This window comes from Marinobacter albus (assembly GCF_030238305.1).
GTDB lineage: Bacteria > Pseudomonadota > Gammaproteobacteria > Pseudomonadales > Oleiphilaceae > Marinobacter > Marinobacter albus.
Genome location: NZ_JASSQD010000001.1, coordinates 263,325 through 277,176, shown reverse-complemented (window position 1 = coordinate 277,176; position 13,852 = coordinate 263,325). Strand labels below are relative to the sequence as shown.

Here is a 13,852-nt window from a genome sequence, read left to right as displayed (position 1 = left end):
ACTGCCAATGACCGTACTCGTTTTGGACAACCCGGATCTCATTGCCAAGTTCGCCCTGGCGTCCGGATTCGCCCCGGCCGCGCTGGCCACCGAAGCCAAACGCCCTCACCGTCTGAAATTTCATTTCGGCTTCAACAAGCACGCGCTGGATGCTGCCGATGACGCCATGCTCCAGCAACACGCCGCCTATCTCAGGCAGCACCCCGATGTCAGGGTTCGGATTCACGGTCACTCCGACAATTTTGGCGGTGAGGATTACAACCAGTTTCTGTCCCGCCTCAGGGCCAACGCCGTAGCCCGCCTGCTGGTACAGGCAGGGGTGCAGGAGTCCCAACTTGTTCTGACCGGATGGGGTTCCAGCCGGCCGCTGGCCACACCGGAGGATCACGCTGCAAACCGTCGGGTCGAACTGGAATACCTGACCCAGGAACTGCCCCACGCCATGCAGGGCTGAGCACAACATCGCCACAAAAAAGGGGCCAGATGGCCCCTTTTTACTGCGACCGGTTCTAGCCGGCGTACACCTGCCAGACATTCCAGACCAGCAGAATGGCGGTCGCAAGAATCGCCAGCCAGGTCATGATAATGCCGATCATGCGAGCCCAGTGGGGCTTGCCCCGGCCATTGATCATGCCCCAGGCGTGTAATACCCGCCCCACCACCAGGGTCATCCCACTCCAGTACACCAGACCCGACGGGACACCGTTGAGTTCAGCGACCGCCAGCATCAACAGGCCAATGGGAGCGTATTCCACCAGGTTCGCATGGGCCCGGACCGCCGCCTCGAAGTCCCGGTCATCAGTGATTCCCATGCCCTTACTGTACTTGAGGCGAAACTTCACCACCTGGCCCGACAACACCAGCAATAGAATGCCGATAACCGCGGCAAACACTCCAGTTACGGGTATGATCATGCTCAGCCCTTCTTGATCTTGCTGACGATAGCAAGCAGAAGCACCGCACCAACGGTCGCCGTGACCAGTTCACCGACTGCGCCCTGCGCCATGAGGCCGAGCAGGCGAAAGAGAAACCCGCCGATGAACGAGCCGACAATACCGATACCGATATTGGCCAGCACACCAAAGCCACGGCCTTTCATGATCAGTCCGGCCAGCCAGCCGGCGACACCACCGATTATCAGAAACAGAATCAGATTCATTGCTTGCATCTCCCTGAGGGTCATCCAACAACGTGTTCAGACCCGCCAAGACTGCCCTGTTTCTGCAGGTGCTTCAAGAACTTCCCGTAGAACCCGGTGGCTCCTCTACAACTCGGCGATGGCCTCGGCCATCTGGCTGTAACAGCGGACCATCAGCTCGGGGATGTCCTCAGTGGTCATACCCGCGGTTTCGATCGGCGGCAAAATACGGACGGGAACCGGTTCCCGTCGACCGCTCCAGCCCAGGGTCTTGTCCTCATACTGGCGGGCACACACCATGGTGATCGGGGCGCCGGAGGCAACGGCGGCATGAAAGGCACCTTTCTTGAACTTCTGCAGTCCGCGACCGCGGCTGCGGGTACCCTCGGGAAAGACCCAGAGGCTCTTGCGCTCACGCGTGATGGCTTCACTGGTGGCCCGCATGGTGGCGATGGCCTTGTGGGAGCGGGCACGATTCAGAATCACGTTACCCCCGAGCCAGAACACCTGGCCGAAGAAGGGAATCCAGACCAGCGACGATTTGCCGACCGTCACGGTCCGCGGCGGCAGCAGGTCACCGACCACGAACAGATCATCGTTGTGCTGATGATTGGCAATCACCACCGTCGGGCGATCGGTCGGCATGTTTTCAAGGCCCTCAAGGGGGCGTTCCATGCCCAACAGGGCACGCCCCACCCGCGCTACTGCCAGGGCCAGCAGACGGTTGTTGTCCGGATTGAACGGTCGGGCAAGGTAAAGCACCAGCGCAAACAGGCAGATAACCGGTACGCTCGCCCACGCCAGCAGTTTTCTCAGTGCACCCATGTAACACAACTCTGTCGCCGAATTTTGGCGCACAAGTGTACGCCAACCTCAGGTTCCGGCAACAGTACCAATTTGTTCCATATCATTGCCGTTGCCGGACCTGCCTGCGCGGGCCTCCACCACGTAACGAAGGGGGCCACCGGCATCCATGCTGTCAAACGGGTAACAGGTCACCAGGAGCAGGGAATCTTCGGACAGCAGCCGGGTATCGATCTGCTCAGACCGGCTGTCGACGATGCGTGTAGCCAGCACCCGGTAGGTCCGCCAATCGCCATCCCGATCCTGCAGCCGCAATTCACTGCCCGTCTTCAAGTACTGTAGCTGGTCGAAATGGGTATCGCGATGTCCCGCGATGACCTTCGGGCCCCGGCCGTCGTCACTGCCCAGCACCTGTCCCGGCCCGAACGCCAGGCTCTCACCGTGCCCGCCCGCCAGCACAATCATTGACTGGTCCAGTTCGGGCACGGTCAGACGGGCCACCGGCCAGGTGTCAGCCCAGGGCCAGGGCCGGGTGTCGGTTTGTCTGGCCTGGCTCTCGGCCCAGGCCAGTTCCAGCAATTCCTGGGCAACCACCGCTTTCAGCGGAATCCAGAGCCCGAACACCAGCAGTGTGGCTGACGAGGTGGCCAGTAAAAGAAAGAAGCGACTCATACGGATTGCCTCCGTTGCAACAGGCCAATGGCCGCCGCAAACATCAGGCCGGTCAGGCCCAGGGCGGTCAGCAATGGGGCCACCGTGGCCGTCTGCGGGTAGCGCAACATACCGGCCTTGCTGCCCGCCGGCAGCAAGGTGGGAAGATGGTCCGTCCCCTGCGGCGCACCGGACGGCCGGACGGGGGTATCATCGACGGCGACAAAACTGGTGTAGGGCGACATCAGACCGTGCTCCACGGCGAGGCGGGTCACACGGGATTTGTCCGGCTGTGTTCCCTCCAGTCGTGCCGTATCGAGCAGGCTGTCGATTTTCTGCCTCGCCCAGTGGCGGGCCACACCGGTGCCCTCGGCCGCCTGCTGCAGGTCCAGCGAGCGCTCCCATTTCTGCCCCCCCGGCAGCTTGCCAGACACCTTCAGGACCCCCTCCGGCGCGCTGCCCTGCACCACCTGTATCAGCGGCTCCCCCTGAAACAGGTCCCCCGGGCGAGCCGGAAAGCTCTCGACCTGACCGGTCTGGGCTGGCCATTCGACCCGGACGTCGGTCAGTACCGGCGCCTCCATGGCGTTGAACAGCGTTTCAAGCGGGCCGCCGACATCCGACGGATCCTGGATGGCGGTGTACAAGCCACGGCCCCAGCGGGCCGCTTCACGCATGAAATGCAGGTTGGGCGCCGAACCAATGCCCACGGTGAACAGGCGCTGGCGCCCCAGTTGCTGGCGAATCTGGTTGAACAGCGCCGCTTCGTTGCCTACCGCGCCATCCGTGATGAACACGACCTGACGCACCCGTTCCGCTGGGTCCTCGGCCCCACCGCCGTCGGTTGGCGTAGCCAGCGCCAACTCGAGCGCAGGGGCCATTTCGGTGCCGCCATCCGCATTCAGCGCGTCGACATAGCGACGGGCACGGGCCAGGTTGTTACCGATCGCTGGTACCGGCTGCATGAACAGGGCGTGAGTCTGGTTGTTGAACTGGATGATGTTGAACCGGTCTTCGGGCTTCAGGGTGTCGAGACCGCGCTGGAGCGCAGATCGAGCCTGGCGAATGGACTCGCCAGCCATGGAGCCGGAGGTGTCGATCACGAACACCAGCTCCCGAGGCAAGACCCGGGCGTTGCCACTGCCGGGCACAATCATGGTCAGCAGGTAGTCTTCTTCCTGCCAGCGCTGATGAAACACAGCAGCCGTGGGCTCCTGCCCCGCCAGCGGGCGCCAGCGCACCACAAAATCCCGGTTCATCAACAGTCGCCCTTGCTCTGGCTGTACCTGCACGGTCTGGCCATCGAGACGGGTTTCGAGCCGGTGCGTGGGGCTGATCACCCGGGCCAGCGGGAGCCCCGCGTCGATCGTCATCCGGACCGACGCCCGGTGGCTGCCGGCGTCCACGTCGCTGGCCCGAACGGTGTACGGGCTGATGGCATCGGCGTCCGGCACCTCGGTCGTGGGCACGGCCCAGCCTCCCTGCCACTGCCCGGACTGCTCTGCCAGGTGCTGACCCGGCATGTAACGGGGCGTGAGTGTGGTTGGCAGGCGCAACTCGAACTCACCTGCCCGGTAATCCACCGGCTGCTGGTAGCGGAGCTCCACCGCGATGGTTTCGCCCGGCGGGATATTTGCCACGCGTGCGGTGAACAGGTTCGGGCGCTGCTGTTCGACATTGGCGGCATGACGCCCCGAGGCCTTGGCCTTTTCATAGGTTTTGCGGGCCTCGGCCTTCGGCTGCACCTTGCCAACAATGGTGCGCTCCCCGACCTTCATGGTCAGGCCATAGACGCTGGCGTTTTCCGGCAAAGGGAACACAAACACGCCTTCGCGCCATTCGCCACTGGTATTCCGGAAACGCCGGGTCAGTTGGCTGTCCGCAATCAGACCGCTAACCCGGATCTCAAACTCGCTGTCGAGGATGATCGCCGGCTCCTGCCAGCGCCCCCCTGCATCCACAAAATGCAGCAGGCCCGCGTTCTCCAATTCCATCTGGTTGGCCTCCGCATAGAGCGGATGCACGAACAGCATCAGCAGAACCGCCAGCCAGAGGCTGACGCCTTCGGCCCAGCGCCGCGCCCGGCGGAACTGGCCGTCCGTGAGCCTGGGTGCTAGTTTGAGTAAACCGGTAGAAAGCATCATGTCGGGATCCTTTTTGCTGCATGATTGGTCGAGATGCAGTCATTTCAGCAATCCCATGAGTGCCTGAGGTGGCAAATCCGGGCATTCCGGCCGCAAAAAATGATCAATTGTGGCAACCTCGGCGACAACCTTGCTCTCGCCGGTTGCCGTGTTTAAATAGAAGCTCACTGGTTAGCCGAACTGTCCTTACCATGAAGAAACACATTGTTCTGATCGAAGACGAACCCGCCATTCGCGATAACTACCGCGTCGCCTTCGAGCGCCGTGGCTATCGGGTATCCGCCTTTGGTGACCGGCCAGCCGCCTGGCAGGTGCTGCGGCAGGAACTGCCCGACCTCGCCATCATCGATGTCGGCCTCGGCGATGAGCCGGAGGGGGGCTTCGCCCTGTGCCAGGACCTGCGGGGCCTGTCCCAGACCCTGCCCATCATCTTTCTGACGGCTCGGGACAGCGACATAGATTCGGTGCATGGATTACGGCTTGGTGCCGACGATTACGTCACCAAGGACATGAGCATGGAACACCTGCTGGCGCGCGTCACCGCTCTCCTGCGCCGCGCCGAGGCGTGGGCGGAAGCGCTGCAAAAGCCGGATGAGGTTCTGGAGCGCGGACGCCTCGCCCTTAATGTGGACCGGATGACCGTGGCCTGGGACGGACGCCCCCTGGACCTGACCGTTACGGAGTTCTGGATGCTGCATTCCCTGGTCCAGCATCCCGGGCACGTTCGCAGCCGCGATCAGTTGATGGAGGCGGCCAGCACCGTTCTCGACGACAACACGGTGACCTCCCATATCAAGCGGATTCGCCGCAAATTCACACAGCTGGATGGCGAGTTCGACGGGATTCAGACCGCCTATGGCATGGGGTACCGCTGGAACGCGCATGAGGCCTGAAACTTGACCCTGAAACGTCAGCTCCTGATTGCCAGCCTGCTCATGCTGCTGATTCCCTGGGCGGGCCTGCAGTTTGTGCTGGAGCTGGACGACGCCCTGCGCCAACAGGCTCGAGAGCAGCTTCGCATGCAGGCCAAGCGATTGGCCGAAACCACGGGCGACGCACTGGTGGGCAAGACGCCGGTCACGCCTGAGCAGCCGGCCATTTACGTCGAGGCACTGGACCGCTCCCTGAACCTTGACGGGTACCCGGACGACTGGCCCGGCTACGAAGAAGGTGAACAGGTTCAGTCGTGGCAGGAAGCCAACACCGGGGCCGACAAGGCCTCGGGGCAACCCGGGCTTCAATGGCAAGCCGCCTCCGACGGCCGCCACCTCTACCTCCTGATTCGCATCACCAATCGCCAGCCGACGCTGTATGACCCCGGCAACACCGACGCCCCCCACGATCGCCTGTTACTCTGGCTGCAACCGCCGGACGACACCGTGGGTATAACCGCTGAGGACCGGTCCTGGCTTATCAGGGCAACAGCACCCGGCACCTTCTACGCCCTCGACGGGTCCGACAACGACACCCCCGACTACCGCGTGACCGGCAGTTGGCAGACCACACGTTCGGGCTGGCAGCTTGAGTTCCAGATGCCCGAACCGCCCAACGGCAGCCGGCTCGGCTTTGCCGCCCGGTGGGCAGACGATAACCCGGCTGCCGGTGTCAGCACGCCGGTTAAGCCCATGCCTGTGCTTGTCCGCCCGGATCATGGCCTGGAGCGGAAACTGGAGCCCCGCTTGAATCCGGGCCAGAGCGTGCGGGTCATAGAACCGGCTGGCTGGGTGATGGCACAGCAAGAGGTCACGCCCGGTCAGGCCCCACCGGAATTCGACCAATTGAGCCCACTCCAGGTTACCGAACAGATCAGCCTCAATGCCCTGCGGGCGCTGATCCGGTTTTACCAGCCAGAGCCGGCGGATGCGGTCAACGGTGGCAATCGCCTGGCACCCGGCACCCTGCCATCGGAAGGGCTGGTCCAGCACGATGACGGCAGCATCTGGCTATTGACCACCGAACCGGTCTTCGGCGGCCGAACCCTGATCCTCGAACAATCCCTGGACCAGTTGTTGACGCTCTCGGGCTCCACCCTGGGTTCGGTGATCGCCCGCAGCACCCTGATCATTGTCGGCCTGACCCTGGTCCTGCTGGGCTACGCCAGCTGGCTGTCCTGGCGCATCACACGCTTACAGCGGGCAGTCAGTGCCAGCGTGGATGAGGACGGCCGGATTACCGGCTCCCTGCCTGCTTCCAGATCCGACGATGAACTCGGGCAGCTCCAGCGCCACTTCAGCCAGATGGTGGATCGCCTGCACGGGTATAACCGCTATCTGGAAAGTTTTTCCCGGCGCCTGTCCCATGAGCTGAAAACGCCGGTTGCCGTGGTCCGTTCGTCACTGGAAAACCTCAGCCACAGCGAATCCGAAAGCGAGCGCCAGCAATACCTGGAACGGGCCTCAGCCGCGACCGACCGGCTGCGTCAAATCCTCAATGGCATGAGCGAGGCGGCCCGACTGGAGCAAAGCTTTGACCACGCTGACAAGGAACGCTTTGATCTCGCCGAAGTGGCGTCCCAGGCGACCGCTGCCTATCAGACACTGGATCCACATCACCGGATCCGGTACGTCGGCCCCGAGCACGGTTGCGCCATGATCGGTTCCCCCGAACTCATGGTCCAGTTGCTCGACAAGCTGGCGGACAACGCCCGGGACTTCACCCCCGAGGGCGGACTGATTCAGGTGGAACTCGAAAGCCATGCCGATGGCCTCTGGCTGTCGGTGTTCAACGAGGGATCGGCTCTGCCCGGCGACACCGGAACCGACATTTTCGGTCCCTTTGTGTCCCTGCGTGCAGGGCAGGAAGAGGGCCACCTGGGCCAAGGCCTGCTGATAGTCCGACTCATTGCCGACTTTCACGGGGCGAGCGTGGAAGCCGCCAATGGCGTCCAAAGTGGAATTGACGGGGTCCGATTCCGCGTTATCATCCCGTCAGCCAATTCTTGACCACAGGACCTTGCCGTGAGCGCACGACTGGACTGCCTCGACATCCATCCCCTACGGGATGATCTGTACAACGAACTGCACTCACGTCCCTTCCAGGTACTGCCTACCCCGGCCCGGGTTACCCAGATGGCGGTACTGACTTCCCCGGAGCAGCGCCGGCAACAGTTTCTGCACCTGCAGCAACTGCACCGTCAGTTGGGTTATCCGGTGCCAGAGCACGAGGTAGGCTGTTTCGAACAGACCTTTGGCAATCTCCGGGTTCGTCGGGAAATGCACATGGAGTTCGCAACCTACACCTTCACCAACCTGGCCAGCGGCGACGAATCCCCCTTTCTCGAAACCGGCATCTCATTGCTGCCAGAGGGCTGGCTCGAGCAGCTGACCGGCACCATTGTCGCAGCGTTCCATCTGGAAATCCGCCCGGCCACCGAAGACGCCCATGGGGACCTGGCCTACGTGCGACAACATTTCGAGGGAATGCGGCTGGTTGGCAGCAGCCCACAGGAGGGCGCAGCAAGGGTCTGGGGCACCTTCAAGCTGCACAGCGATGGCTTCGGGCGGTTCATGGTTATGAATCACCATATGTCGGACAGTCAGCTCGGCCGACTGACCCAGCGGCTGATGGAAATCGAGACCTACCGGCTGATGTCATTACTGGCGCTGCCGGTGGCGCGGGAAATCACCCCCGCACTGAACGATATGGACCAGCAGATGGCGACCATCACCCAAGCGCTGGCTGACAAACAGGACGTGGACGAACAGGAACTGCTGGCGCAACTGACCAACATCGCCTCCCGCATTGAAGCGTTCCGGGCACACTCCACCTTCCGGTTCTCAGCGACCCGCGCCTACCACCGCCTGGTGCTCACGAGGCTGGAGGAATTGCGGGAAGACGAGCTCTCGGGCCACCTCACCATCACCGAATTCATGACCCGCCGGCTGACCCCGGCGGTCAAGACCTGCGAAGCGGTCAGCGAACGGCTGGAGGATCTGTCACGGCGGGTCGACCGGGCTTCCGACATGATGCGCACCCGGGTTGAACTGGCGATCCAGAGCCAGAACCAGCAGTTGCTCAGTTCCATGGATCGCCGTTCCAAGATCCAGCTGATGATGCAGCACACCGTGGAAGGCTTTTCCGTGGTGGCGATTTCCTACTACCTGGTCGGGCTCCTCAAGCTGGGACTTGAGGCCCTGTACGACGCCGGTTTCGATTTCAACAAGTCACTGGTACTCGGCATTGCCATACCGGCCACTCTGCTGCTGGTATTCTTTGGCGTGCGCACCATACATAACCGGTTCATCAAACTCGCCAAACGGCAGTAGCCCTAGCCCTGGTCCGAGAGGTCGTCACCGGCAAACTGGCGATAGAACTGCTGGGCAGTCCGGCCATTACGTACGCCTTTGCCTGTGGCAAACCGGATGGCCTGCCGGTGCAGGGCGTCCCGGTCGGCCACCTCCGGGAACAGCGCGTCCACCGCCTGCAGGTAGACGTCCTGGGAGAACGGATAGAACGATAGCTGGAGGCCAAAACGGTCGGCCAGGGAGACCTGTTCTTCAATGGCCTCGGCCGGATGCAGTTCGCCGTCCCGGATCTCGCTCTTGAGGTTGTCGGACATGAACTCCGGCATCAGGTGTCGGCGGTTGGAGGTGGCGTAGACCCGGACATTTTCCGGCGGCAGTTCCAGCGAGCCTTCGAGAACACTCTTGAGTGCCTTGTATCCGGATTCACCCACGTCGAACGACAGGTCGTCGCAGAAGATCACGAACCGGAAGCTGAGGTCGCAGATGTCATCGACGATTTCCGGCAGGTTCACCAGGTCATCCTTGTCCACCTCAATCATCCGCAGCCCGCGATCGCTGTAGCGGTTCAGCAGGGCCTTGATCAGGGAGGATTTCCCCGTCCCGCGGGACCCCCAGAGCAAGGCGTTGTTGGAGGGTTCGCCGGCCAGAAACCGCTCGGTGTTCCGGGCCAGTGCCTGCTGCTGGCGATCAATGCCTGTCAGGTCCTGCCACTGCACCGGATCGAGCCGGCGAATGGCCCGCAAACCGGACCGGTGGCGGCGCCAGAGCGCGGCGGATATGGTTCTCCAATCAACGGTTTCGGTCACCGACATAACCCTTCTGTCCTATTCCGTCCGGTGGCCGGCTGTGAAACACTGGCCACCGGATTCGTTCAGTAAAAAGGAGACTTTACCTCAAATGGCCGTGAAATCCGTCGCTCTGGTGGCACACGACAACAAGAAAAAGGAGCTGGTCGACTGGGTTGCCGAGAACCGCACCCGCTTTGCCCCCCTGGCCCTTTACGCAACCGGTACGACAGGCCGCCTGTTGCGCGAGAACCTGCAGCGGGACGATATCCAGTGTCTGCTGAGCGGCCCCCTGGGCGGTGACCAGCAGATTGGCGCCAAGATCGCCGAAGGTGAAATTGATCTACTGGTGTTTTTCTGGGACCCACTGGAACCCCAACCCCACGACCCGGACATCAAGGCCCTGCTGCGGATAGCGGCCCTCTGGAACATTCCGGTGGCGTGCAATCGCGCAACCGCCGAGTTCATCCTGACGTCCGCCTACATGACCGACGACCAGCACCACCCGAAAAAGCCGGACTTTTCCGATTACACCGGGCGAAAGGTCAGCGACTGATCGGCCAGCACCCGCGCATCTTGAATTCGGCGGCATTGGGCTCCATTTGAAGAGGCAGACCGTTTAGGAGAAACCTCATGACCGATGTCCGCCAGATCACGTGTCCCCACTGCCTGAGAACCAACCGCGTACCCGCCGCCCGTCTGGCGGACAATCCGAACTGCGGAGCCTGCAAGCGCCCCCTGCTGGCGGGTGACGTCGCAACCCTGAACGACGCCACCCTGACAAAGGTCGTGGCGCAGTCTGACCTGCCGGTGCTGGTGGATTTCTGGGCCAGCTGGTGTGGCCCGTGCAAGGCCATGGCGCCGGAATTCCAGCAAGCTGCCAGGCAATGGGCCGGCAAGGTCGCGTTTGCCAAGCTGAATACCGAGGAAGCGCCACAGGCCTCGGGTCAGTTCGGCATTCGCAGCATTCCGACGCTGATTCTCTTCCGCGGCGGGCAGGAAATTGCCCGGAAAAGCGGCGCCATGTCCGCATCCCAGCTTTCATCCTGGCTGAAGCAGTTTGTAACCTGACGTTCACGCTCGTTGGGCAAAGCCGGTTGCACCGACTAGACTGAATCCCTATCAGGGACTGACTATCACCGGCAACGCAATGAGCGACTGGTTCGCCCCCCGTTCAAACATTATTTTTATCTGGCTGGGGCTTACCATTCTCTCCGCCTTGGGTCTGTGCGTTCCCCGCTCTACGCTCAGCGCCGAGGAACTCGCCTCTGAAGACACGGTTTCCGTTGGCATCGTCGCCGACAACAAGCCCTACTCGTTTTTCGAAGGCCGCACCACGTCCGGTTTTTCACCGGATATCCTGAAAGAGATCGAGGCCAACAGCGGCATCAAGTTTGAGTATCGGGCCGGCAACTGGCCCGAGCTCTACGAGGCCTTCCTGGACGGCCGGCTTGATGTCATCGATGCCATTTCCTACCGGGAGGATCAGACCGACCGGATCCTGTTCACCGAGCCCTACCATATCCGCCAGACCTTCCTCATGCAGGACGGAACCCACCCGATTGGAGACGTCGAGTCCCTTGCCGACCTGAAGGATCTCACCGTGGGTGTTGTGGAAGACGTCTATTACCGGGACCTGCTCGTTGAAAACGGCATTGACGTCAGGACCTACGATTCCATCCCCAGCCTGGTCCGTGCCCTGGCGTTCCAATGGGTGGACGTCATCATGGGGCCACGACTGAGCCTCAAGTACCAGGCCAACATTGCAGGCCTGTACTTTCTGAGCATTGCCGGTCCGGCACCGCTGGGCCCCAAGGCCCAGGAAGACCTTCGCATCGGCGTGAGAAAAGACAACCCGGAACTGTTCCGGCGCATACAACTGGGGCTCAAGGCCATCCCGGAATCCAGGAAAATGGAACTGCTGCAACGATGGCGGGAGTTCGGCGGCACCAGCATCAACGAAACCCTGAACTTCAAACTGACCGACGAGGAGCGCCTGTTCATCTCCAGGCTGGGGCCGGTCCGGGTTGGCCTGATGCCGGATTATGCCCCCTTCAGTTTCAAGGCGGGCGGCAAACTGCAGGGGCTGTCCGTCGATGTTCTCAATCGTCTGGCAGATCTCACCGGGCTGCAAGTGATCCCCGTCAGCGGCGCCTGGTCGGAACTCGTCCCCATGCTACGGGATGGCACCATCGACGTATTGGGAAACATGTCCCTGACCGAAGAACGACAGACGTTTGCCCGGTTTACCGAACCCTACTACCTCATTCCCAACGTGGTTTTCACTCGTGATGGCGGCCTTGAATACAACGGTTTGGAAAGCCTGTCAGGCTACACCGTTGGCATCAGTTCGGACATCTACTACGAGACAGAAGTGGTTCAGGCACTGGGCGACAGCGCCAAGGTGTTTGATTCCCAGGAAGCCATGTTCCAGTCCCTGGAACACGACCGTGTGGATGTCGTGCTCGCCGCTCTGCCCAATGGCAACTTCTGGATTCAGGAACTGCGGATACCCGGTGTCCGGATTGCCGGTGAACTGGTGTTTGAAGACCACCCCGGAGAGGATCTGCGCTTCGGGGTGCGCGCCTCCCTGGCGCCGCTGGCAGAGATTCTCGATCAGGCACTGGCGGCCATCAGCCCGACGGAAATGAGGACCATCGAAGATCGTTGGCTGGGTGCGTCGGCTGCCGAGGAATCCCTCGGCCCGGCCAAGCTAAGCCTCTCTCCCGATGAGCAGGCATGGCTGGACGAACGCGACCGAAACGTCTCCTACTGTATCGACAACGACTGGATGCCATTGGAAGGGCTGGATTCATCCGGCGAACACGAGGGCCTGTCGGCGGAAACCTTTCGGCTTTTCAGTGAAAGGGGCAACATTCAGTTTCAGCTCGTAAAAACAGATTCCTGGCCCGAAAGCCTGGAAGCTGTCAGAGAGCGGCGCTGCGACATGCTGGCACTGGCGATGAAAACCCCGGAGCGGGCCCAATACCTGAACTTCACCACACCCTATCTGCAAGTTCCCAATATCATCCTGGGCCGGATCGAAGCGCCGTTCATCGAGAACGTGGGCGACCTTCGCAACAAGCGGGTCGGCGTGGTCAAAGACTATGCCTTCTCCGAACTCCTGAAATACCGGTACCCGGGGATGCAACTGGTCGAGGTGGAGAACGAGACCAAGGGCATGAAACTGTTGCAGGATAATGAACTTGCCGGATACGTCACGACCCTCGCAACCGCCAGCTACCACATGCAGGAGCTTGGCCTGGCGGACCTCAAGGTCATCGGCCGGATCCCGGCCGACTGGTCGCTGTCCGTTGCCTCCCGCAGTGACGAACCGGTTCTGCATGACATCATGCAGAAACTCGTCGACAGCCTGACCCCGGAGGAACGAAGCGGGCTGGAAAGCTACTGGCGCAATATCAAAATCGAGCAGTCGGTGGATTACCGGCTGGTGTGGCAGCTGGTGGGCATAGCCATCATCGGCGCTGCCCTGCTGTTTTACTGGAACCGCAAACTCAATCGGCTGAACCGCCAACTGGCGAGCGCCAATGACGCCCTTGCACGCCTGAGCGTGACAGACGATCTGACCCAGCTTGGCAACCGCAGTTACTTTGACCGGGAGTTCCGGAAAAGCTTCCAGTGGTGTCAGCGTAACCGGGACGGATTCGCGGTGGCCATGGTCGATGCAGACCTGTTCAAGTCCATCAACGACACCTTTGGCCATGACGCCGGCGACCACTGCCTCAAGACCCTGGCGGAGATGATGAAGCGCCATTTCCGGCGAGAGACGGACCGTCTGTCACGCTTTGGCGGCGAAGAGTTTGTTATCTTCACCACCTATCAGGACCGCAGGGAAATCATCGAACGGCTGGACCGGTTCCGGAACGCCATCGCCGATTCCCCAACGGTCTTTTCCGGCCAGGAGATTCACCTCACCGTCAGTATCGGGCTCGCCACCGGCATACCGGAACCAAGCGATTCCCCGGCTGCGTTCCTGCGGCTTGCCGACCAGGCACTCTACTGCGCCAAAGAGAACGGGCGGAACCGGCTCGAGGTTCGAGCCATCAAACAGTGAGAGCTGCTAGA

The 13,852-nt window shown here is 61.7% G+C and carries 13 protein-coding genes; 7 read left to right on the top strand and 6 right to left on the bottom strand.

The annotated features are described in order from the left end of the window. The first annotated feature begins 7 nt into the window (after positions 1-7). Positions 8-454 carry an OmpA family protein gene (locus tag QQF73_RS01335; RefSeq protein WP_219867213.1) on the top strand — a complete coding sequence of 149 codons (447 nt, stop codon included), beginning with the start codon at positions 8-10 and terminating at the stop codon, positions 452-454. 55 nt (positions 455-509) lie between these two features. On the opposite strand, the gene QQF73_RS01330 is transcribed toward QQF73_RS01335, so the two are convergent. The 5 genes from QQF73_RS01330 to QQF73_RS01310 form a co-directional block, all read right to left on the bottom strand. Beyond that, complete coding sequence (locus tag QQF73_RS01330) at positions 510-914, bottom strand: MAPEG family protein (RefSeq protein ID WP_219867214.1); 405 nt, start codon at positions 912-914, stop codon at positions 510-512. A gap of 2 nt (positions 915-916) precedes the next feature. After that, the gene (locus QQF73_RS01325) at positions 917-1,159 is read right to left on the bottom strand and encodes a GlsB/YeaQ/YmgE family stress response membrane protein (protein WP_219867215.1); all 243 of its coding nucleotides are present in this window, start codon (positions 1,157-1,159) and stop codon (positions 917-919) included. A 105-nt stretch (positions 1,160-1,264) separates the two neighbouring features. Further along, positions 1,265-1,963 (bottom strand): lysophospholipid acyltransferase family protein, encoded by a 699-nt coding sequence (locus QQF73_RS01320; protein WP_219867216.1) that lies wholly within the window; start codon positions 1,961-1,963, stop codon positions 1,265-1,267. Positions 1,964-2,011: 48 nt separating this feature from the next. Further along, positions 2,012-2,614: a class GN sortase gene (locus QQF73_RS01315; RefSeq protein WP_219867217.1), complete on the bottom strand. Its 603-nt coding sequence runs from the start codon at positions 2,612-2,614 to the stop codon at positions 2,012-2,014. After that, entirely contained in the window at positions 2,611-4,737 is a 2,127-nt protein-coding gene (locus QQF73_RS01310; protein ID WP_219867218.1) for a marine proteobacterial sortase target protein, read from the bottom strand. The genes QQF73_RS01315 and QQF73_RS01310 overlap by 4 nt, the downstream gene beginning before the upstream one ends. Before the next feature lie 191 nt (positions 4,738-4,928). Here QQF73_RS01310 and pdsR point away from each other — a divergent pair, with 191 nt between their 5' ends. Genes pdsR through QQF73_RS01295 form a run of 3 tightly spaced genes read left to right on the top strand, consistent with a single transcriptional unit; the run spans position 4,929 to position 9,002 of the window. Continuing rightward, positions 4,929-5,630 (top strand): proteobacterial dedicated sortase system response regulator, encoded by a 702-nt coding sequence (pdsR, locus tag QQF73_RS01305; protein ID WP_219867219.1) that lies wholly within the window; start codon positions 4,929-4,931, stop codon positions 5,628-5,630. A 3-nt stretch (positions 5,631-5,633) separates the two neighbouring features. Further along, a complete protein-coding gene (locus QQF73_RS01300) occupies positions 5,634-7,679 on the top strand; it encodes an ATP-binding protein (protein ID WP_219867220.1) in 2,046 nt (681 codons plus the stop codon). Between the two features lie 15 nt (positions 7,680-7,694). Further along, positions 7,695-9,002, top strand: a complete 1,308-nt coding sequence (locus tag QQF73_RS01295; RefSeq protein ID WP_219867221.1) for a DUF3422 family protein — start codon at positions 7,695-7,697, stop codon at positions 9,000-9,002. A 2-nt stretch (positions 9,003-9,004) separates the two neighbouring features. Here QQF73_RS01295 and QQF73_RS01290 read toward each other — a convergent pair whose 3' ends face one another. Next, a complete protein-coding gene (locus tag QQF73_RS01290; protein WP_285366969.1) occupies positions 9,005-9,793 on the bottom strand; it encodes an ATP-binding protein in 789 nt (262 codons plus the stop codon). Positions 9,794-9,878: 85 nt separating this feature from the next. Between QQF73_RS01290 and QQF73_RS01285 the strand changes: the two genes are divergently transcribed. The 3 genes from QQF73_RS01285 (at position 9,879) to QQF73_RS01275 (ending at position 13,841) form a co-directional block, all read left to right on the top strand. Beyond that, complete coding sequence (locus QQF73_RS01285) at positions 9,879-10,322, top strand: methylglyoxal synthase (protein ID WP_219867223.1); 444 nt, start codon at positions 9,879-9,881, stop codon at positions 10,320-10,322. Positions 10,323-10,399: 77 nt separating this feature from the next. Next, the gene (trxC, locus tag QQF73_RS01280) at positions 10,400-10,837 is read left to right on the top strand and encodes a thioredoxin TrxC (RefSeq protein ID WP_285366968.1); all 438 of its coding nucleotides are present in this window, start codon (positions 10,400-10,402) and stop codon (positions 10,835-10,837) included. Between the two features lie 79 nt (positions 10,838-10,916). After that, positions 10,917-13,841 (top strand): transporter substrate-binding domain-containing diguanylate cyclase, encoded by a 2,925-nt coding sequence (locus QQF73_RS01275; protein ID WP_219867225.1) that lies wholly within the window; start codon positions 10,917-10,919, stop codon positions 13,839-13,841. The last annotated feature ends 11 nt before the right edge of the window (positions 13,842-13,852 follow it).